The organism is Microbispora sp. NPDC049125, from assembly GCF_040802045.1.
In the GTDB taxonomy this organism is placed as follows: domain Bacteria; phylum Actinomycetota; class Actinomycetes; order Streptosporangiales; family Streptosporangiaceae; genus Microbispora.
In genome coordinates, this window is record NZ_JBEZDW010000008.1 from 48,811 (window position 1) to 69,809 (window position 20,999).

The 20,999-nt window shown below is 72.2% G+C and carries 13 protein-coding genes and 1 pseudogene; 6 read left to right on the forward strand and 8 right to left on the reverse strand.

The window, feature by feature from the left end; translation table 11 throughout:
• The first annotated feature begins 8 nt into the window (after window positions 1-8).
• The 5 genes from AB0B72_RS12195 (at window position 9) to AB0B72_RS12215 (ending at window position 9,732) form a co-directional block, all read left to right on the forward strand.
• Window positions 9-2,459: a baseplate J/gp47 family protein gene (locus AB0B72_RS12195; protein ID WP_367738662.1), complete on the forward strand. Its 2,451-nt coding sequence runs from the start codon at window positions 9-11 to the stop codon at window positions 2,457-2,459.
• Window positions 2,456-4,975 (forward strand): putative baseplate assembly protein, encoded by a 2,520-nt coding sequence (locus AB0B72_RS12200; protein ID WP_367738663.1) that lies wholly within the window; start codon window positions 2,456-2,458, stop codon window positions 4,973-4,975. The genes AB0B72_RS12195 and AB0B72_RS12200 overlap by 4 nt, the downstream gene beginning before the upstream one ends.
• A complete protein-coding gene (locus AB0B72_RS12205; protein ID WP_367738664.1) occupies window positions 4,972-7,104 on the forward strand; it encodes a phage tail protein in 2,133 nt (710 codons plus the stop codon). Before AB0B72_RS12200 ends, AB0B72_RS12205 begins: the two co-directional genes overlap by 4 nt.
• Before the next feature lie 21 nt (window positions 7,105-7,125).
• The gene (locus tag AB0B72_RS12210) at window positions 7,126-9,075 is read left to right on the forward strand and encodes a DUF6519 domain-containing protein (RefSeq protein ID WP_367738665.1); all 1,950 of its coding nucleotides are present in this window, start codon (window positions 7,126-7,128) and stop codon (window positions 9,073-9,075) included.
• Window positions 9,076-9,141: 66 nt separating this feature from the next.
• On the forward strand, window positions 9,142-9,732 hold the full coding sequence (locus AB0B72_RS12215) for a hypothetical protein (protein WP_367738666.1): 591 nt from the start codon (window positions 9,142-9,144) through the stop codon (window positions 9,730-9,732).
• Between the two features lie 77 nt (window positions 9,733-9,809).
• Here AB0B72_RS12215 and AB0B72_RS12220 read toward each other — a convergent pair.
• From AB0B72_RS12220 to AB0B72_RS12245, 6 genes and pseudogenes are all read right to left on the reverse strand, one after another.
• A pseudogene (locus tag AB0B72_RS12220) lies at window positions 9,810-9,960 on the reverse strand (IS5/IS1182 family transposase); the annotation flags it as partial.
• A gap of 458 nt (window positions 9,961-10,418) precedes the next feature.
• Window positions 10,419-10,643 carry a hypothetical protein gene (locus AB0B72_RS12225; RefSeq protein WP_367738667.1) on the reverse strand — a complete coding sequence of 75 codons (225 nt, stop codon included), beginning with the start codon at window positions 10,641-10,643 and terminating at the stop codon, window positions 10,419-10,421.
• A 975-nt stretch (window positions 10,644-11,618) separates the two neighbouring features.
• Window positions 11,619-12,686 (reverse strand): pentapeptide repeat-containing protein, encoded by a 1,068-nt coding sequence (locus AB0B72_RS12230; RefSeq protein ID WP_367738668.1) that lies wholly within the window; start codon window positions 12,684-12,686, stop codon window positions 11,619-11,621.
• 394 nt (window positions 12,687-13,080) lie between these two features.
• The gene (locus AB0B72_RS12235; RefSeq protein WP_367738669.1) at window positions 13,081-14,292 is read right to left on the reverse strand and encodes an acyl-CoA dehydrogenase family protein; all 1,212 of its coding nucleotides are present in this window, start codon (window positions 14,290-14,292) and stop codon (window positions 13,081-13,083) included.
• Between the two features lie 57 nt (window positions 14,293-14,349).
• The gene (locus AB0B72_RS12240; protein WP_367738670.1) at window positions 14,350-15,303 is read right to left on the reverse strand and encodes a glucosyl-3-phosphoglycerate synthase; all 954 of its coding nucleotides are present in this window, start codon (window positions 15,301-15,303) and stop codon (window positions 14,350-14,352) included.
• 102 nt (window positions 15,304-15,405) lie between these two features.
• Window positions 15,406-16,878 (reverse strand): helix-turn-helix domain-containing protein, encoded by a 1,473-nt coding sequence (locus AB0B72_RS12245; RefSeq protein ID WP_367738671.1) that lies wholly within the window; start codon window positions 16,876-16,878, stop codon window positions 15,406-15,408.
• Between the two features lie 241 nt (window positions 16,879-17,119).
• Here AB0B72_RS12245 and aceA point away from each other — a divergent pair, with 241 nt between their 5' ends.
• Entirely contained in the window at window positions 17,120-18,460 is a 1,341-nt protein-coding gene (aceA, locus tag AB0B72_RS12250; RefSeq protein ID WP_367738672.1) for an isocitrate lyase, read from the forward strand.
• On the opposite strand, the gene AB0B72_RS12255 is transcribed toward aceA, so the two are convergent.
• On the reverse strand, window positions 18,461-19,264 hold the full coding sequence (locus AB0B72_RS12255) for an ABC transporter ATP-binding protein (protein ID WP_367738673.1): 804 nt from the start codon (window positions 19,262-19,264) through the stop codon (window positions 18,461-18,463).
• 77 nt (window positions 19,265-19,341) lie between these two features.
• Window positions 19,342-20,829, reverse strand: a complete 1,488-nt coding sequence (locus AB0B72_RS12260) for a serine/threonine-protein kinase (RefSeq protein WP_367738674.1) — start codon at window positions 20,827-20,829, stop codon at window positions 19,342-19,344.
• Window positions 20,830-20,999: the final 170 nt, after the last annotated feature.

The window sequence follows — 20,999 nt, forward strand, 5'->3', positions numbered from 1 at the left end:
TGCCGGCGATGACGGAGCTCCCCTACGACCGCAGGCTTCGCCTCCAGGCCGTCCAGGACGGCAACAGGCTCGCGGCCGGTCACGGCACCGGGATCAACGGCATCGAGTCCATCGAGGTGGACGGCGGCCATCCCGGCGTGCCCCCGCACCGGACCCTGCTGGTGCACTGCCTGCTCCCCGTGCCGTCCGGGCTCGACGCCAGGGCCGTGCGGATCACCGGCGGCGTGCGCGTGGACCCGGCGCTCAACCCGGTGCGCGTCGAGTGGGCGATGCCGGCCACCCGGCTGGCGGCCGCGCCGGACGGGGTCTCGGCGGCCGACGCGGCCGCGTTCGGGTCGCTGCCCGATCCGGAGCGGGTGCTCGTGGTGCGGACCTCCTCGCCGGGCGACTTCTCCACCTACCGGTTCGCCGTCACCGGTCCGGCCCTCGGCTTCGACCCACGGCTCGCGGAGGTGCCGTTCAGCTTCACGGTGGACTGCCCGACCGAGTTCGACCCCCGGCCGCCGCTCGCCGCGCCGGTCGTCCCGCCCTCCGTGCCGCAGGCCGACTACCTCAGCCGGGACTACGAGAGCCTGCGGGGCCTGCTGCTCGACCGGCTCTCCCTGCTGCTGCCCGGGTGGACCGACCGTGACCCCGCCGACCTCGGGGTGACGCTCGTCGAGCTGTTCGCCTACCTGGGAGATCAGCTCGCCTACGCCCAGGACGCGGTCGGCACCGAGGCCTACCTGGGAACCGCGCGCCGCCGCGTATCGATACGCCGCCACGCCCGGCTGCTCGACTACCCCATGCACGAGGGCGCCGCGGCCAGGACGTGGCTCGTCCTCGGCGCGGGCGCCGCGGCCGACGGACGCGTGCTCGAAACGGGCACGGAGGTCGTCACCGCCGGCGAAGGCGGCGCCGTCTTCCACACGCTGCATCCCGTGACGCTCGCCTCCGCCCGCGACGCCGTCGAGTTCCACACCTGGAGCGAGGAGCGGCTGACGCTGCCGGCCGGGGCGACCGGGGCGACGCTGGTCAGCCCCGGCGGGGCGCTCCGGTTGCGGGCCGGCGACGTCCTGGTGCTGGAGGAGGTGCGCGGCGCCGACGGCCGTACGGAGAGCGCGGATCCGTCACGACGCCTGGCGGTGCGGCTGATCGCCGACCCGGTGCCCGCGCATGATCCGGTGACCGGCACCGACGTGATCGAGGTGGCCTGGCACCAGGAGGACGCCTTGCCGTTCCCGCTGCGCCTGTGGCGGTTCCCCGTGCGGCCGGGGCCCGGCGCCGGGGGGATGGAGACGTCCGCCGTCGTCCGGGGGAACGTCGTCCTCGCCGAGCACGGGGCCCTGGTCGGCCCCGAGCCTCTGGAGCCGGCGCAGGTCCCCGTACGGGGCCGCCATCGGCCCCGGCTCCGCCGGGCCGGGCTGACCCACGCGGTGCCCTACGACCACCGGAGAGCACTCACCCGTCCGGCCTCGGCCGGACTCGCCGTACCGCCCTCCGAAGCGGTCCCCGCGCTGGTTGAGGTGCACGACGGAGCCACCGCCTGGACGGTGGCGCCGGACCTGCTGGACGGCGACCGCTTCGCGGCACGGTGCGCGGTGGAGACCGAGGACGACGGCCGGGCGTACCTGCGCTTCGGAGACGGCATCTGCGGACACCCGCCCACGCCGGGAGCGATCTTCCTGGCCACCTACCGTGTCGGAGGCGGCAGGGCCGGCAACGTCGGCCGGGAGGCGCTCACCCGGCTGGCGCGGCCGATCCCCGGCGTCACCGTACGCAACCCGATGCCCGCCGAGGGCGGAATCGATCCCGAGCCGGTCGAACAGGTGCGGCAGTGGGCGCCACAGGCCTTCCGGGTGGCACGGCGTGCCGTCACCGACGCCGACTATGCCGAGGTCGCCGCCCGTCACCCGCAGGTGAGGCAGGCGAGCGCGTCCCGGCGCTGGACGGGATCCTGGTACACCGAGTCGGTCGTCGTGGACCGCCGGGCGGGCCTGCCCGCCGACCAGGCCTTCCGCGGCGACGTGGCACTCCACCTGGAGCCGTACCGGATGGCCGGCGAGGACGTGCGGGTGACGGCGCTCGTCCCCGTGTCGCTGGACATCGTGCTCACCGTGCGGGTCGCTCCGGGGCACCTGCCCGGCGAGGTCAAGCGAGCCCTGGTGGAGGTCTTCACCGCCGGGGACCGCGCCGACGGCACGCCTGGGTTCTTCCATCCTCTCGCGATGACCTTCGGCGAGCCGGTGTACCTCAGCCGGGTGGTGGCGGCGGCCATGGCCGTGCGGGGGGTGCTCTGGGTCGACGCCGACGACACGCCGCCGAAGCGCAACCGGTTCCAGCGGTGGGGGCGCCCGGCCGAGGGCGAGCGTGCGGCGGGCCGGATCGCGATCGGGCCGCATGAGGTGGCGCGCTGCCTCAGCGACCCGAGCCTGCCCGAGCACGGCCGGATCGACTTCCTGATGGAGGGAGGCTCGTGAGCGGCCACGAGGCGGTGAACGGCGGGACCGCCGGCACGGCAGCGGGTCTCGGTGGCGGCACCCGCGCCGAGGTCCTGGAACGCATGCTCGCCACGTTGGCGGACCGGCTGCCCGCTTTGACGGTACGCGGCACCGCCGACCCCGCCGTGGCGCTCCTCGACGCGTGGGCCACCGTCGCCGACGTCGTGAACTTCTACCAGGAGCGGATCGCCGGCGAGGGCTTCCTGCGCACCGCAACGGAGCGCAGGTCGGTGCTGGAGCTCGCCCGGGCCGTCGGCTACGAGCTGAGGCCGGGGGTCGCCGCCGCGGTGCATCTCTCCTTCACCGTGGAGGACGCTCCCGGGGCGCCCGGCCGGGTCGTCGTCCCGGCGGGGACCCAGGTCCAGAGCGTGCCCGGCCAGGGAGAGGTCCCGCGGACGTTCGAGACGGACCGGGAGATCGTCGCGGTCGCCGGGCGCAACTCGATGGAGCTGCGACTGTGGCGGGCGCAGCGGATCACCCCCGGCGGCACCTCTCTCCGCCTCGCGGGCGTCGAGACCGGCCTGCGCCCAGGGGACGGGCTGCTTGTCCGCTCCACAGCGGAGGGGGGGCCGTGGTGGTTCCGGGTGCTGCGCACGGTGCGGCCGGAGCCCGCGGACGCGACCGGCCGCCCTCCCACCACTGTGGTCGGCTGGGACGGCGGCCTCGGTGACCTCGGCATGGACGGCGACGCCGTCGAGGTGCACGCCTTCCGGCTGCGGGCCGCGATCTTCGGGCACAACGCCCCCGACTGGCGGATCATGACGAAGGACGTCCGGGAGCGGTACGCCGCGACCGGCGGGCCGGGGACGTTCGACGGCTCGCGCTTCGACGCGGACCTCTTCGACTCGGCCGGCTCGCCCGGTGATTGGCCGGGATTCGCCCTGCCGGACGGCACGGGCGACGGGCCGGTGATCGAGCTCGACGGCGCCCACCCGGCGATCCTCCCCGGCTCCTGGCTGCTGCTCCGCTCGCCCGGCACCTCCGACGGGCTCTACCGGGTCGAGGCCGCCGCCCCGTCCGCCGCCGCCGACTTCGGCATCACCGCCACCACCACCCGACTGCGACTGCGCGGCGACGGCCGCCTGTCCCGGTTCGGCCGCAGGACCACCGCGGTCCTCGCCCAGTCCGAGCGGCTCCCGCTGGCCGGCGAGCCGGTGACCGAGCCGGTGACCGGGCCCCGGCTCCTGCTGGACCGGCCGGTGGAGCTGGAGCCCGGATCGCTCGTCGTGGTGACCGGGACCGCCCTGGACGGCCTGCCGGTCGCCGAGCCGGCGCACGTCACGACCGCCCGCGAGGAGGACACGGGCGGCACACGAGTGACTCTCTCGGCGCCACTGCGCCAGCCCCTCGATCCGCCGTCCGTACGCCTCCTGGGCAACGTGGTGACCGCGACGGCCGGGCAGAGCGTCGAGGAGGTGCTCGGCAGCGGCGACGGGGCGGCGGCCCATCAGCGCTTCCCCCTGCCGCACGGGCACCTCACCCACACGGCTGCGCCGGTGCCCGGCGGAGCCCGCGACAGCCTGGAGGTGCGCGTCGACGGGGTCGCCTGGACGCCGGCCGCCTCGCTGTTCTCCCTCGGCCCGCACGACCGGTCGTACGTCGTGCGGATCGGCGACGACGACGTCGCGACGGTGATCTTCGGCGACGGTGAGCGCGGGGCCCGCCTGCCGTCCGGCCGGGAGAACGTCCGCGCCCGGTACCGGGCCGGCCCGGGAACGGAGGGCGACGTCCGGGCGGGCGCCGTCTCCCTGCTCATGACGCGGCCGCTGGGAGTGAGGGACGTCGGCAACCCCCTGCCGGCGTCGGGCGGGGCGGAGCCGGAGCGCATCGAGGACGCCCGTTTGAACGCGCCGCTGGCGGTGCGCACCCTCGGCCGGGTGGTCTCCCTCACCGACCATGAGGACTTCGCGCGTACCTTCGCCGGAATCGCCAAGGCGAGGGCGGTCGTCCTCCGGGCCGGAGGCGCTCCCTTCGTCCACGTGACCGTGGCGGGGCCCGGCGGCGGCGAGGTGCCGGAGCTCACCCTCGCCACTTTGAGAGGCGCCTTCGACGCGGCGGGCCGCCCGGCCGGACGGCTGGACCTGGCCTGCCACCGCCGGATGTCCTTCGCGGTCGGCGTGGCGGTGCTGGTGGAGCCCGATGGGCAGCGCGACGTCGTCTTCCGCTCGGTCGCCGACGCGGTGCGCGCGACGTACTCCTTCGAGCGGCGCGACCTCGCCCAGCCGGTGACGGCGGCCGAGGTGATCACCGTGGTGCAGCGGGTCCCCGGGGTGGCGGCGGCCGTTCTCACCGCGCTGCACCTGAGCGGCGCCGGCCCCTTCGACACGGCGAGGTTCGACGCCGCGAGGTTCGACGCGGCCGAGGTGGCGGATGTCCTGCCCGCCCGCCGTGCCGGCTTCGTGAGCGCCCCCGGCACCCCGGGCCGGTCCACGGCCCCCGCCGAGCTCCTGCTGGTCGATCCCGCGCAGATCACGCTGACGGAGATGACGCCATGACGTCCGCCCGCCCGCTGTACGACCTGCTGCCCGCGGCGCACCGCGCCCGCGACGCCCTGCTCGGTCACCCGCTCCGCTCCCTGCTGGAGGTGGTCGAGGAGGAGGTGCTCCGCCTGCGGGAGGACGTCGACGGGCTGTACGACGACTGGTTCATCGAGACCTGCGCGGAACGGGTCGTGCCCTACATCGGCGATCTGCTGGGGGTGGAGACCGCCTCCCCGCCGCTGGACGGCGGCCTCTCCCGCCGGGCGTTCGTGGCCAACACCATCCGCCATCGGCGGCGTAAGGGCACACCGGCCGGGCTGGAGACGCTGGCCCGGGACGTCACCGGCTGGCCGGCCCACGTCGTCGAGTACTTCCAGCTGCTCGTCACCACCCAGCACCTCCAGCACCCGCGGCCCGGCAACCTCCGCTCCCCCGACCTGCGCGACATCGGACGGCTCGACCTGCTGGGCACGGCCTTCGACCCGATCGCCCGCACGGTGGACGTCCGGCACGCCGACCGGGGGCGCGGGCGTCACAACATCCCCAGCGTCGGGCTGCACCTGTGGCCGCTCAGCGCCTACCCGTACACGGGGGCCGACGCGCGGGCCGTGGACGCCGCGCAGGGCCGCTGGACCTTCGACCCGGCCGGCCGGTCCCTGCCCCTGTTCACGCGGCCGAGAACCGGCGACGGCCCCGGCCCCTCCGGTGTGCCCGCCCAGCTGCGCCGCCTGGCGCTCCACAAGGAGCTGACGGCGCTGCGCGACCGGGGCGAGGAGCCGGTTATGCTCGCCGAGCCCGGCCCGGTCTTCCGGATCACGCCGGACGGCCACGAGAAGCCGGTCGGACCCGCGCGGCTGATCTGCGCGGACCTGACCGAGTGGACCCGCCCGCCCGCCGGTGGAGACGAGCCCTGGGTCGCGGTCGATCCGGTGCTCGGCAGGTTCACCCTGCCGCCGGGAATGGAGCCGGAACGGGTCCGGGTGGACTTCTCCCACGGCTTCCCCGGCGACATCGGAGCCGGGCCGCACGATCGGCGGGCGACGCTCGCCGCGGCCGTCGCGGCCGGCGGCACCCCGTGGCCCGCCCGGGCCGACTGGCAGATGGGGGTGAGCCGCGACGGCGCCGCGGTCGGCGGCCGGGTCGCCGGCACGATCGGCGAGGCGGTCCGTGCCTGGAACGCCCGACAGGACCCGAGCCCCGGGCAGGTCGGCGTGATCGCCGTGCTGGACAGCGCCACCTACCACGAGGACCTCACGGGGGACGGCGGCGTCGTGATCCCCCCGGGCAACCGGCTGCTGCTGGTCGCCGCCGTCCTGCCGGCCGTCCCCGCCTCGCAGCCCGCGGACGGCCCGTCCCCGGGGCCGCTCGTGGCCGCCGGCCCGCGTCCTCATCTCGTCGGCTCCATCGACGTGACCGCGCCCGGCGGCCATGCCGGGGACCCGGGCGAACTGGTCCTGAACGGCCTGTCGATCGAGGGGAACGTCACCGTGGCCGCGGGGGACCTGGACGGCCTGACCGTCTCCGACTGCACCCTCTCCCCCGGCCGGGCGGCGCCCCCGGGGTACGGCGGATTCGTGCGGGCCGACGGCAATCCCCGGCTGACGATCCGGCTGACGCGGTCGATCTGCGCCGGGATGCGGACGTCCGGCGTGCCGCGTGTGAGCCTCGCCGACAGCATCGTGCACGCCGGGGCCGACGTCGCCGCGCTCGCGGTCGACGCCGTCTCGGCCGACGTCGAGGCCGACGGCTGCACGGTGCTCGGGCGCACCCGGGCCCGGAGCCTCGTGGTGAGCGACACGATCCTGCGCGGGCGCGCCGAAGTCACCCACCGTCAGCTCGGCTACCTGCGGTTCAGCTACGCCCCGCTCGACTCTGCCGTCCCCAGGCGCTACCGATGCCAGCCCGCCGACGCCGCGACGGCGAGCCGGGTGGCTCCGCGCTTCACGTCCACCGGCCCGGACGATCCCGGCTTCTGCCTGCTCTCGGCGGACTGCCCGGGCGAGATCTCCACGGGGGCGGAGGGCGCGGGCGAGATGGGCGCGTTCCGCTTCCTGCGGCGGCCCTGGCGAATGGCCGGCCTCGCCGCCCAACTCGACCGATATCTGCGTTTTGGACTGGAGGCGGGTGTCTTCCTTGCCGACTGACGCTTCTGTGGAAGGACTTCGATGAAGGGCGACTTCACCCGGCGGACGTTCCGCAGTGAGAACCACTACCGGGGAGTGCTGCTCCAGCAGGGCCGGGTGGCGCTCGACGCCGACTGGAACGAGCAGGTCGACATCCAGTCGCACCACGACGAGGTCACGGCGCGGGACGTCATCGGCGCGGGCGGCGGCCCCCGGGGCGGCGCCGGATTCGCGATCACCGACGCCGCCGGGGGCGTGCCCCGGGCCTGCCCCGCGGAGGATCTCCGGCTGTCCGCCGGCCGCTACTACGTCGGGGGCGTGCTGTGCGAGAACGAGGAGCCGGTGCCGCTCGCCGCACAGCCGGACCTTCCCGGCGTGCGGCTGCCCGGCGTAGACGGCCGGTACGCCGCCTATCTGGACGTGTGGCGCGAGCACCTCACCGCCGTGGAGAGACCGGAGCTGCGGGAGGTCGCCCTGGGCGGCCCCGACACGGCCACCAGGAGCCGCACCGTCTGGCAGGTCCGGCTGGCCCCAGTAGCGGACGCAGTAGCGGACGCAGTATTGGACGCGGCGACCCCCGCCGATGTCGCGGCCTCCTTCCCGCCGGACGCGGGCCGGAGCACCGGGCGGCTCCGCGCCCGCGCGCAGGCGCCGGAGGCCGCGCCCACGCCCTGTCTCATTCCCCCCTCCGCGGGCTACCGCAGGCTGGAGAACCAGCTCTACCGGGTGGAGATCCGCGAAGAGCCCGGCGGCCCGGCGTACGTCTGGTCAAGGGACAACGGCACGGTGGTGGCCCGGCTCGTCGGCGCCGAGGGCGACACCCTCACCATCGACCGCCCCGGGAGGGACCGCCTGTCCGGCTTCGGGAAAGGCGACCTGGTCGAGGTGATCGACACGGCCGCCGGGCGGCGCGGCGAGTGCGGCGCCCTCGCCCGCCTGACCGGCGCCGACGAGGTCACGCTCACGGTCGCGTGGGTCGCCGGAGCGGCACCGGCCGGCCTGGCCGAGCCTCCGCTGTCCGGGCGATCCGATCCCACGCTGGTCCGTCGATGGGACTGCGCCGCCGCCGTCCCGGTCGGGGAGGGCTGGGCAGACCTCGAAGACGGGGTCCAGATCCAGTTCGAGGCCGCCGGCGCCCGCTATCGGAACGGCGACCACTGGCTGATCCCCGCCAGGACCGCCCTGGCGGGCACCGACCTCGACGCGGATCTAGCCGGGGACGTCGAGTGGCCCATGGACGACGGCCGGCCGGCGTTCCGCCCGCCGGAGGGGATCGAGCACCGGACGGCCCTCGTCGCGCTGCTCGACCGGGCCGGCGGGGCGTGGACCCTGGCGTCCGACTGCCGGGCCCTGTTCACGCCGCTTGCCGACACGCAGCCACCTCATGTGCCGGCCGCGGGTCTGCACGTGGAGGCCGTATGGCTACCGGCGCCGGGGGCGGAGCTGCGCAAAGACGCCGGCGTGAGGCTGGAGGACCTCCTGGGCGGGGTCGCCGTACGCCTCGACGGGACGCCGTCCCCCGGTCTCACCGGCAAGCCGGTGCTCACCCTCACCCTCGACCTGCCGCACCCGCTGTTCCCCGCCGAACGGAGGGACTGGGGCCTGGCGAAGGGCTCCACCACGGTGCTGGGCACCCGGCCGCTTGACCTCGCAGGCCTGGTCTCGGTGGAGGACAGGGACCTTGTCTGGCGGCCGGCGCAGGAGGCGCGCGCCGGGGTGGAGTCGGTGCTGAACGCCGCGCACGCGCTGACCGGCCGGGTGCGCTGCCGCCTCACCGTGAACGGCCGCGCGGTCATGGACGCGCAGGATCCGCGCCGCGTCCTCAACGGGCTGGCGCTGAGCAGGATCCGTGACGACGAGGGCGTCGACCTGGTCCTGCCGACCGTGGACGACGTCCGAGGCGCCGACTTCACGATGTGGTTCTGGGTGGCCGTCCCGGATCTCGACGGGAAGTTCGACGCCTCGGTCTTCGACCGGCACGTCTTCGTATGAGGCGGATCCTCGTACGGACGTGGACCGCATTTTCGACAGCGGCGTGAGCCGAGAAGGAGGCTGGGCATGGCCCTCGACGAGAACATCGGGAGAAAGCACCCCGGTGACCCCATCAAGTCCGACGACTGGAACCAGCTGGCCGAGGAGACGCGACGGCTCGACGCCCAGAAGCTCGACCTGGGAGGTGGGACGGTCTCCGGCCCGCTCACCGTCATGGGGACGCTCACGAGCCCGACCTTGGGCGTCCAGATATTGCACGGGGACGAGGACACCTGGACCTTCACGACGGACAAGCCGGACTACCAGGCGGCGCTCGCCCGGAATGTCACGTTCGCCAGCGCCACCTCGCTGCTGGTGGCCGGGCACTGCAGCGCCCAGACGACCCCGAAGAACGGGCTGCAGATGGTGCTGTCGGTCGACGGCGCGCAACTGCACCAGGTGAACGCGAACAGCGCGCTCTCCTGGGGCATGGCCACCTACTGGGGCGTCTCCCCGGGAGACGTTTCACAGCCGCTGGTGACCATGGGCGTCTGCACCGTGGCCGCGGGCGCCCACGACTTCAGGCTTCTCATCCGATCCACGACCGCCGGACAGCCGGTGCAGGTCAGAGGAGCGACGCTGTTCCTTCTCCAGGTGGGCGCGGGCTCCCCGACCTGACAGCGCCCGCCTCCGTCCAGCCAACCCCACCTCCACGGCAAGGGAAGACCGCTCAGCTGAAGCACGTCAAGCCATTTTCATCCCGACCAGCGGCCGTCTTCGAAGGCTTGTAGGACGAGGATGGCCTGCACGATCGGGGTGGCACGGTGCGGGCAGCACCTTCCACGATTTCAGGGTCGCGACGGCGCGTTCGCCGAGGGCCAGGATGCGCGCGTGTGCCCGGTTGACGTCCATACTGCGGACACCGCACCAGCTGGTGCTGCTCCCCGAACAGGCACGCCACCTACCGCTGCCCCACCACCCCTTGAGCTGCCCACCTGCCACGGCGTTCGCCCCCGGTCCCCGCGGCAGGCGCCCGCGAGCGTGCCCCGGAGGTTGTAGGTGCGCACCTCCGGGCCACCCTCATTCGCCTGTGTCACAGCGTCGAGGGTGATCCTTTCCTGCATGGCCCTAAGCACAGTCGAAGGACGCGGGCGTCCTGATCCTCGACATGGCGGGCGTCGTCTTCTGCGACTTCAGCGGGATCAGCGGGCTTATCACCTGGAGTCGCGCGCCCTCGTTGTAGCTGAGCAGGACGTGCGACCGTAATTGGCGCTATGTTTGATGGAAAAGCGTGGGCTCCGGCGGTTTAGCCGCCGGAGCCCTTGTGCCTGTGGTTCCTTCCGTAGGCCGTCAGGCCGGGACTTCTAGTTGAAACAACCGTCCCATTCGGGGCATGCATTGCAGCCGTTGCCGGCGACGCAGATGTCCCAGAGGACATCGTCCAAGTCCGAGCGGTTGTTGCAGGATCCGGCCCCACCCCATCCTGTGGCGGTGGTCGCGCTGGCCGCCGTGGCGCTTGTGGCGAGAGCGCCACCGGCAAGCGCGGTGCCGAGTGCGAGTCCGGCGATGACCTTCTTGAGCTTGGGCATTATGTATCCCCTCTAAAGGATCAATTGCCTGATTTGCAGGACATACCTGGTTGGTCAGGAAATGTCACTCGATGACCCTGAAGGGCCATCGACCCGCGACACCATAATTTCCGGCTCGAATGAGGAGTAAACGGCGATCTAGACTATTTGATGCCTGATTATCCACATAAGGGGCCATATATACCATTTATGTCGCATTTGTCCGGCAGTGTCCGATTCTTTGATCATCTTCCTAGCGGTACATCTGACGTCCGGGCATGAGCGGACCCGACGTCGACCAGGCCGCCACTCACTTGCGGCCCGCGAGCGGCGCGGGATCACATTCACCTCGACGACCGCGGGCAGCGGGTCGCGGCCATCGTGCGGTCGAGGTCGCGGATCAGGCGTTGCAGCTGCGGCCGAAGCCGAAAGCACCGAGGTCTAGTGCTGTGACCGGGAACGTTCACCGGGTTGGCGCACATGATCGTGGATGATGAGCGCAGCGCCTACGGCGCATCGGGGTGGTTGCGCCACCGTGCCGACCGGCCGCGACAGCGGGTCGACGAGGTCTTCCAGGAGGCCTCCGGGATGACGGCCCACCCGTTCTCATCCGCTGGGTAATCGCCGACCTCGAGCCGCACCACTTAGGCGAACTTCTCGCGGGACATCGTCGCGAACTCGGCGGCCGATGTGCTTGATCTGATCCGGATCCCCACGCCTGGGTTCGTCCGTGCCCACACGGCCCGGTCGTCGATCCTGTCGTGGACCTCGCAGTCCGGCGGGCACTTCGGGCTGCACACACCGCGGCCCACTCGAAGAACGCCAGCGACGGGTCCGGCACCCCGGACGCGACCGCCCTCCGGCCGCGGTGCCGGATCCGGCCCAGCTGGACCAAGGTCTTCACGCCGGCCGACGAGCCGTACCTTAGAGCCCGCCCAGCTCCCGGGCCTCGAAGGTTCCGTTCTTGCCGTTCTGCCCGGACAGGATCTGGGCGATCTAATCGTCTGTTTCGAAGGAATCCGCTAGCTCCACTACTCCTGTCGAGTCAGTAACTGTCGGGCCTTTGAACAAGCTAGGGTCAATAGTGATGGGACGCCCGAGGCTGTACGCGGCCGTCAAGTTCACCTCTGTGAGGGTCGCGCCGGTGAAGTCAACCCCGGTGAGGTTCGCGCCAGAGAGGTTCGCGCGATAAAGGGATGCTTCGGTGAGGTCAGCGTTGGTCAGATTCACGTTGACAAGGAGCGCATCGTAGAGAGCTGCACCCACGAGATTCGCATCAGTGAAATCCACGCCGGTGAGGTTCGCACCAGCGAGATCCGCGCCAGCGAGGTTCGCGCCGCGAAGATTGATCGGCCCCTGGTCATGTCGGGAGTTTCGCCGGGCGATCACGGTCACAGCAGCCTGCACATCGGTCCGTATCGGGGCGGTGCTCTCCCGCTCTCGTGAGTGCTCCCGCACGAAGGCGGCTAGCACTTCCATCACTGTGGCATGGTCACGGGCCGAGTCGCGGGCGATCCGCTCCAATGCGTAGATGCCGCCCAGGCGCACGTCCAGCTTGTCTGAACCGAGCTGCTCGATCGCCTTGGTGTACCGGTCGGTGACCTGTCCCTGTTCGCTGAGCTGGAAGGTACGCCGCGCGGTATCGGCATTGCGCGCGGTGTAGAACACCGCCACCAGCGCGATCAACCCCGTCGCGATCGTCAGCGCCCGGCCCCGCACCGCGTCCGATGCCGCGGCCAAGTCCTTGCCGGTCAGGCCGCTTACACCGTCGAAGTGGATCAGCACCCACGTGGCGCCAGGGCCGAGGACCCAGCCCAGCAGTATGGCGAGAACAAGCCCGAGCGCGATCAGGATGTTCCAAGGGAACCTCACGCCACCTACGATGACCGGCACAGGCCACCAGTGCTGCACTGCAGCCATTAGTGATGGTCGATTGTGACTCGGGCGCAGGCCCGGCTGCAGCCGTACCGTGGAGGCGGGTCCATCTCGGTGGGCCTGGACCGGCGGGTTGCCTGCGGCTTCGGCCGCCCCGCCGGTCCGGCGCGCGATTTCGGTGATCTTCAAAGCTGAGCCGGTCACCCGGCCGGTTACTGGATCGCGCTCGCCGCCTCCGCCGCCATGATCGTGCTCGCGTTCGTCATGCTGACCCCGCCTGGTACGGCGAAGGCCGCCCCCTATGGTGGGATGCGGCCCGGCGGCCTTGGATCAGAAGATGACGCTGTGCCTGCCGCCCCCCGAGATTGAGACGATCCCGACGCGGCCCGTCCGGATCCCGTTGGGAACGGTGCGGCGACAAGCTCCCCATCCCTGACCAGGTCACCGCGCGCATCGACACAGCCCGCACCGCACTGGCCGCCGCGGCCGGGGTCGGCGCCCCCTCACCGCCTGGGACCTGTACGTGAAGAGTGACCGCCCCGAGGCGACGTCCAGCCGAGATCTGGTGCCCGGCTGCGCAGACCTACCGCACGGGCAATCCGGTGACGGCGCGGCCGATGATGAGGCGCTGGATCTCGGAGGTGCCCTCGAAGATGGTGTAGATCTTGGCGTCGCGGTGGAAGCGCTCCACCGGGTGCTCCCGCGTGTACCCGGCGCCGCCGAGGATCTGGATGGCCTGCTCGCTCACCCACACGGCCGTCTCGCTCGCCACCAGCTTGCTCATCGAGCCCTCCGCCTGCTCGAACGGCCGGCCGTGCCGGGCCATCCAGGCGGCCCGCCACGTCATCAGGCGCGCGACGTCCACCCGGGTCGCCATCTCTGCGAGCAGGAATGCGATGGCCTGGTTCTCGCCGATCTTCCGGCCGAACTGCTCACGCTCGCGCGCGTAGTCCCGCGCGTATTCGTACGCCGCCCGGGCGATGCCGACGGCCATGGCCGCCACGACCGGCCGAGTCGTCTCGAAGGTTCGCATCGCCGACTGCTCACCGCTCCGCGCTCCGGCCCGCACCCGGGCGAGCCGCTCGTCGAGCTTCTCCTTGCCGCCGAGCAGGCAGCGGCCCGGGACCCGGACGCCGTCGAGGATCACCTCCGCGGTGTGCGAGGCGCGGATGCCGTGCTTGCGGAACTTCTGCCCCTGGGAGAGCCCAGGCGTACCGGGCGGGATGACGAACGACGCCTGGCCCCGCGTGCCCAAGGAGGGGTCGACGGACGCGACGACGACGTGGACGTTGGCGATGCCGCCGTTGGTGACCCAGGTCTTCACGCCGTCGAGGAGCCAGTCGCCGCTTCCCTCGTCGTACGTGGCGCGCGTCCTGATGGCGCCGATGTCGCTGCCGGCGTCCGGCTCGGAGGCGCAGAAGGCGCCGAGCTTCACGTCGCCGGGGCCGCCGAACATCTGCGGCAGCCACTCCCCCATCTGCTCCGGCGTGCCGTTCGCCGCCAGCGCGGCGGCCGCCAGGCCGGTGCCGGCGATCGACAGGCCGATGCCGGCGTCCCCCCAGAACAGCTCCTCGAACGCCACGGGGAGGCCGAGCCCCGACTCGTCGAACCACTGCGAGGCGAAGAAGTCCAGCGAGTAGAGCCCGATCTTGGCGGCCTCCTGGATCACCGGCCAGGGGGTCTCCTCGCGCTCGTCCCACTCCGCCCCCGCCGGCCGGACGACGTTCCTCGCGAACTCGCGCACCCAGTCCCGCACCTCGCGGACGTCGTCGCTCAACTCGGGGCAGAAGCTCATGGGGGACGCCTCCTCTCTGGTGTTACCAACGGTAACATGCGTCACGCCGGCTTCTCGTCAGAGGGACCTGGACGCGTACTTGGAGACGGTGACCATGGGGGACCGCTCCGCCACGGCGACGTCCCGCACCATCGGCAGGTGGCCGGACACCCCGCGGCGGAACTGGGTGAGCGACACCGACGGCGCGCGGAGGGGTACCACCAGGTCCTGGCGTTCCAGCCGCGACCAGGCCGTGTACATGATCTGCCCCGCCATGACGCCGAGCGCCTCGGTGGACTGGTGGGAGTGCACCCGGCGGCCGAGGTCCACCTGCGCGAGCGCGTCCAGCCCGACGAGGTCGAGCAGGTCGATCAGCAGGCCCAGCTCGACGCCGTACCCGGTGACGAACGGCACCCGCTCCAGGACGGCGCGCCGGCCCGCGTACTCCCCCGCGAGGGGCTGCACGAACCCGGCGAGCAGCGGCCAGTGCATGTTGAGCAGCGGCCGCGCGACGAGCTCGGTCACCCGCCCGCCGCCGCCCTGGACGTCGGACAGCGGCCGGTCGTAGCAGCCCTTGACGTACGCGACGGAGGGGTCGGCGAGGAGCGGCCCCAGCAGGCCGGTGACGAAGGAGGTGCGGAACTCCCGCAGGTCGGCGTCGACGAAGACCAGCAGGTCGCCCGTGGTGACCGCGAGGGACTTCCACAGCGCCTCGCCCTTGCCGTCGAGCGGATCCAGGTCGCACAGGATCTCGTCCTGCGCGAAGACCTTCGCCCCGGCCTGTACGGCCCGCGCCGCCGTGTCGTCCGTGGACCGGGAGTCGATGACGACGAGCTCGTCCACCAGGGGCACCGTCTCGACCAGGTCGCGCCGGATCGCCGAGACGATCTCCCCCACGGTCTCGGCCTCGTCACGCGCGGGCAGCACCACGCTGATCCTCGTGGCGCCCTTGGCCGCCATCAAGGAGCCGATCGGCCAGTCGGCGGAGGATGTGGTGCGGCTGCGCAGCCAGGTCTCAACCTCAGGCAGCACGCACGATCCTCTCCCCAAGCCCGGAGTCCACATCCATCACCTTATGGTGTCGCGCGAAGAGCGGTCCTACCGGCCGTGACGGGCGGGGAGAGGCAGTACGGCTCAGCCCTGGGCCGCGTGGCGCTCAAGGAAGGTGTAGACGTCGGCCTCGTCGACGCCGGGGAACGAGCCGGGCGGCAGGGCCGCGAGCACGTGCGAGTTGGCCCGGGCGGACGGCCAGGCGTATCCCTCCCAGCGCTGGGCCAGCTCGGCCGGCGGCCGCCGGCAGCATTCGCCGTTCGGGCAGTTGGACCTGGTCCGGTTGGTCGTCTCGCGCCCGCGGAACCACCGCGACTCCCGGTACGGGACGCCGAGGGTGATCGCGAAGTCCTTCTCCTGCGACGGGTCGACATGGGCGACGCAGAAATACGTGCCGGTCGGCGAGTCCGAGTACTGGTAGTACACCGAGAACCGGTCGGGCGACTGGAAGACCTGGCGGCCCGACCACTGCCGGCACATCCGCTGCCCCTCGATCGCCCCCTGCTCGTCGGCGGGGAAGACGATCCCGTCGTTCTCGTACGCCTTGTAGATCGTCCCGCCCGAGTTGTTGCGGACGAAGTGGCAGACCAGGTCGAGGTGCCGGGTGGCCAGGTTGGTGAACCGGTGCGCGGCCATCTCGTAGGACACGGCGAACACGTCGCGCAGGTCCTCGACCGACAGCGCCTTGTCCTGCTTGGCCTCCCGCAGGTACGGCACGGCCGTGGCCTCCGGCACCAGGACGGCCGCGGCGAAGTAGTTGGCCTCCACGCGCTGCCGCAGGAAGTCGGCGAAGTCGCGCGGCTTCGGGTGCTGGAGCGCGAAGTTCCCGAGCGTCTGGAGCAGCACGGTGCGCGGGGTGTGCATGCCGAGCTGCTCGCGCTTGAGGTAGATGCGCCGGTTGCGCAGGTCGGTGACGGACCGGGCCGAGCGCGGCAGGTCGGGAGCGGTGTGCACGGTGAAGCCGAAGTGCGACACCAGCGCCTGCACGGTGCTCTCCGACAACGCGCCCGCCCGGTACCCCACGGCGGTCAGCGCCTCGGCCGCGGCCTTCTCGATGTCCTCGAAGTAGTTGCCCAGCTCCCGCTGCTTGCGGCGGAGCTCGGCGTTGGCCGCCCGCGCCTCCTCGGGGGTCGCCGTGCCCTTCGCCTGCCTGGCCTTGAGCTCCTCGAACAGGCCCAGGATGTGCTCCAGCACGTCGTTGGGGACCCGCGCCGAGACCTTCAGCCTGCTCAGCCCGAGGCTCGTGTAGAGCGGGTCGCGCTGGGCCTCCTCCAGGGCGATCTCCAGCTGGGCCCGCCGGTTCGGCGCCTGCCTGCGCAGCAGTTCCTCGACGGGCACACCCAGCGCCGCCGCCAGCGACTTCAGCAGCGACAGCTTCGGCTCCCGCTTGCCGTTCTCCAGCAGGGAGAGCTGGCTGGGCGCCCGCCCGACCCGGTCGCCGAGCTCGGACAGGGTGAGACCGCGCTGCCTGCGCAGGTGCTTCAGCCGCTGGCCGAAGGCGAGCAGATCGAGCTCCTGCGTCAAAGACAGCGGTTCTTCGCCAAGGACGGAGGTCATACGTCGATCCTAGGCGCAAAATCGGTGCTTCTTCCACCCTCGCCAGCCCACGTCATACGGATTGGTCTAGTCCATTACGGAAACTTGACACTTCTTCTACGTGAATTACTGGCTGGTATTCGCTCTAGCGAAAAATGTGCACTTCTTGCGCACGCCGCCTGCTTGCCGGATCTCTTGATATCGACACAAACTCGAAGCAAGCCCCAGGTGACGACAGTGCGCAACGAGGGAGTGACCCGATATGTCGGACCGCCTCACCACAGCAGCCGAACGACTGCGGCAGGAGTGGAACAGCGACCCCCGGTGGAGGGACGTCGAGCGGACCTACACCGCCGAGGACGTGATCCGGCTGCGAGGGTCGGTGCAGGAGGAGCACACGCTCGCCCGGCTGGGCGCCGACCGGCTGTGGAAGCTGCTCACGGCCGGCGACACCGCTGGCGACACCGCTGGCGACACCGCTGGGGACGCCACCGGGGACTACGTCCACGCGCTCGGGGCGCTGACCGGAAACCAGGCGGTCCAGCAGGTGAAGGCCGGGCTCAAGGCCATCTACCTGTCCGGGTGGCAGGTCGCCGCGGACGCCAACCTGGGCGGCGAGACCTACCCCGACCAGAGCCTGTATCCGGCCAACTCGGTGCCCGCCGTCGTCCGCCGGATCAACAACGCGCTGCTGCGCGCCGACCAGATCACCTGGTCGGAGGGCGACGAGGACGCCCCGTACTGGCTGGCGCCGATCGTGGCCGACGCCGAGGCCGGCTTCGGCGGCGTGCTCAACGCGTTCGAGCTGATGAAGGGCATGATCGCCGCAGGTGCGGCGGGAGTGCACTGGGAGGACCAGCTCGCCTCGGAGAAGAAGTGCGGCCACCTCGGCGGCAAGGTGCTGATCCCGACCGGTCAGCACATCAAGACCCTGAACGCGGCCCGGCTGGCGGCCGACGTCGCGGGGGTGCCCACTGTGATCATCGCGCGGACCGACGCCCAGGCCGCGACACTTCTGACCAGCGACGTGGACCCGCGCGACCGCGCCTTCACGACCGGGGACCGCACCGCCGAGGGCTTCTACCGGATCCGCAACGGCGTCGACGCGTGCGTCGCCCGCGGCCTGGCGTACGCGCCGTACGCGGACCTGCTGTGGATGGAGACCTCCGCCCCGGACCTGGACGTGGCCCGCGAGTTCGCCGAGGCGATCAAGAAGCACCATCCGGACCAGATGCTGGCCTACAACTGCTCTCCGTCGTTCAACTGGAAGCAGCACCTGGACGACGCCACGATCGCCAAGTTCCAGCGGGAGCTCGGCCACATGGGGTACAAGTTCCAGTTCATCACCCTCGCTGGCTTCCACTCGCTGAACTACTCCATGTTCAGCCTCGCCCAGGGGTACGCCGAGGAGGGCATGACGGCCTACGTCGGGCTCCAGGAGGCCGAGCTCGCCGCCGAGCGCAACGGCTACACCGCCACCCGCCACCAGCGCGAGGTCGGCACCGGGTACTTCGACCTGGTCAGCACGGCCATCGCGCCGGACTCGTCGACGACGGCACTCAAGGGCTCGACAGAGGAGGCGCAGTTCGCCGACGCTCACTGATCATCGGCGCAGGGCGCGGGCGTACCAACGGCCGTCGGCATGGTCCAGCCGCAGCGACCGGCCGAAGCAGTCCGACAGGCCGGGCCCGGTGAGGACCTCCCCCGCCGGGCCCGCCGCGACGATCCGCGTGTCCCTCATCAACAGGGCGTGGGTGGTGGTCGCCGGCACCTCCTCCAGATGATGGGTGACCAGCACCGTGGTCAGCCCCGGCCGGGTGGCGGCCAGATCCTCCAGCGCTCCGATCAGGTCTTCCCGCGCGGGCAGGTCGAGCCCGGCGAACGGCTCGTCGAGCAGCAGGATCGCCGGGTCGGCCATCAGCGCCCTGGCCACGCGGATCCGTGCCCGCTCGCCCTGCGAGCACACGAGGAACGGCCGGTCGGCCAGGTCCTTGCACCCGAGGTCGGCCAGCATCCGGTGGGCCCGCTCACGTTCGGCGTCGCCGTACCGGTCCCACAGTGGGGCGCTGGTCCCGGTGTGCCCGGTGAGCACGACGGTCAGCGCGGTGGCCTGTTCCTCTTCGAGCAGCGTCTCGTCCACCAGCCGCTGACTCGCCGCGACCAGCCCGATGTCCCGGCGCAGCTCCCGCAGGTCGACGCGGCCGAGCCGCCGGCCGAGCACGGTGACGGTCCCCGAGGTCGGATGCCGTACGGCTGCCGCGACCGACAGCAGCGTCGTCTTCCCCGCGCCGTTGGGCCCCAGGATCACCCAGTGCTGCCCGTGCTCCACCCGCCAGCGGGCCCCGGCCACGAGGGTCCGGCCCACCACGCGGATCGTCACGTCGTCCATTTCCAGTGCTGCGTCCATGGACACAAAGCATGCAGCAGATCCGGCGTACCGGTCGCCCGGGGTGGGCGCTCGGCGGCAGGCAGGAATCCCGGCGGTCAGCCGGCCGAGGGAGCGGGGGTGGCCGGCGGGGACGGCGGCGGGCTCGACGTGGTGGGGCTGGGGCTCGGCTGGGGTGACTCCCCGTCGCCCCACTGGGGCTCGGTGGTGATGCCCGACGAAGGCACGGGAGACTGCGTGTGCGACGGCGGCCGGCAGTCCCGCGGTTTGCGGGGGACGCACCCTCCCGCCGGGGGCGGCGGCGCCGCGGTGCCCCGCACGGGCGGCGAGGGCACGGTGGTGCTCCAGGCGTCCTCCGGCGTGACGCCCCGCGGCGCCAGGGTCCGGGTGGCGGTCACGGTCACCTCGGGACGCTGGCCGCGCGCCACGGGAATCCGCGTCGTGTGGGAGGGGGTGGAGACCTGATCGGGCGGGATCGTGCTGTCCTCGCCGGGGATGACGACGGGGACGGCGGGAGGCGGCTCGGCCGTGCCCTGCATGCGTGCCGCCCCGTTGCCCGCGGCGACCACCGTCATCGCGGCGATCGTCACCGTGGCGAGCGCGGCGAACCCGGCGTGTGAGACGTGCCCGGCCTGCCTGCCGGCCCGGCGGCGCGCCGCGCGGCCCTCCTCCTTGCCCTCGCCGCCGTCGCGCCCTTCGCCGCGCGGATGCGGCACGGGCTGCCAGATCTCGTCGAGCACGGCGTCCACGGCCTGCCGCATGTCGCCGGGGGCGTGAACGCCTCCCGCCATGAGCAGGGCCGACAGAAGCCCGACCGCGTCGGGGCGGCCCGAGGGATCCTTGCAGAGGGCGGCCGCCACGCTGTCCCACAAGACCTTCGGCACGCCGGAGATCCGCGGCTCCTCGACCAGGATGCGCCGCGTCAGCACGTCCGCCTCGCCCGTGCCGAACGGGTGCAGCCCCGTGGAGGCGAACGCCACCAGGCAGCCCCACGAGAAGACGTCCGACGCCGGCAGGGCGTGGCTCCCGGTGAGCCGTTCCGGTGCCACCCAGCCCGGGCTGCCCATGATCAGCCCGGCCTGCGTGTGGACCATGGCGGTGTCGACGTCGCGGGCGATGCCGAAGTCGATGACGAAGGGCCCGCGCGGCGACAGCAGCACGTTGCCCGGTTTGAGGTCGCGGTGGACCAGCCCGGCCTCGTGGGTCGCGACCAGCGCGGCGGCCGTTCCCAGCGCCACGCCGTACGCCAGGTCGGGGGTGAGGGGGCCCCTGGCGGCGATCACCTGGGAGAGGGCGGGCCCGGGGATGTACTCGCTGACCAGGTAGGGCCTGTCTCCGTCGAAGCCGTCCTCGATCACGGCCGCCGTGCAGAAGGGCACCACACGCCGGGAGAACTCCGCCTCCTCGGCGAACCGCACACGCAGAACGGGGTCGGACAGGTGCACGGGGTGAGGCGTCTTCAACGCGACATAGCCGCCCTGCGGGTGTTCGGCCAGGTAGACGACGCCCATCCCGCCCGTCCCGAGCCGGCCGAGCAGCAGGTAGGGCCCGATGATGACCGGGTCGCCCACCGTCAGAGGGCGCACGCCAGGAGGCGTGCCTCTCCGGGGGCCGGTTGCGCCACGCGCCATACGGTAGCCACCTCTCTCGCGGTAGTGCCGCACAGCACACTGTTGTCCTTTGGAACGCGCCATGCGCGCCAGTAGCCCCAAGCGGCATGACAGGTAAGGCCAATGGCACCGTCGAGTAAGGAAAA

Excerpts from the sequence above, each read along its gene's own strand:
- AB0B72_RS12195 (WP_367738662.1), top strand. The coding sequence starts at position 9 with ATGACGGAGCTCCCCTACGACCGCAGGCTTCGCCTCCAGGCCGTCCAG.
- AB0B72_RS12205 (WP_367738664.1), top strand. The coding sequence starts at position 4,972 with ATGACGTCCGCCCGCCCGCTGTACGACCTGCTGCCCGCGGCGCACCGC.
- AB0B72_RS12210 (WP_367738665.1), top strand. The coding sequence starts at position 7,126 with ATGAAGGGCGACTTCACCCGGCGGACGTTCCGCAGTGAGAACCACTAC.
- AB0B72_RS12215 (WP_367738666.1), top strand. The coding sequence starts at position 9,142 with ATGGCCCTCGACGAGAACATCGGGAGAAAGCACCCCGGTGACCCCATC.
- AB0B72_RS12225 (WP_367738667.1), bottom strand. The coding sequence starts at position 10,643 with ATGCCCAAGCTCAAGAAGGTCATCGCCGGACTCGCACTCGGCACCGCG.
- AB0B72_RS12235 (WP_367738669.1), bottom strand. The coding sequence starts at position 14,292 with ATGAGCTTCTGCCCCGAGTTGAGCGACGACGTCCGCGAGGTGCGGGAC.
- AB0B72_RS12245 (WP_367738671.1), bottom strand. The coding sequence starts at position 16,878 with ATGACCTCCGTCCTTGGCGAAGAACCGCTGTCTTTGACGCAGGAGCTC.
- aceA (WP_367738672.1), top strand. The coding sequence starts at position 17,120 with ATGTCGGACCGCCTCACCACAGCAGCCGAACGACTGCGGCAGGAGTGG.
- AB0B72_RS12255 (WP_367738673.1), bottom strand. The coding sequence starts at position 19,264 with ATGGACGCAGCACTGGAAATGGACGACGTGACGATCCGCGTGGTGGGC.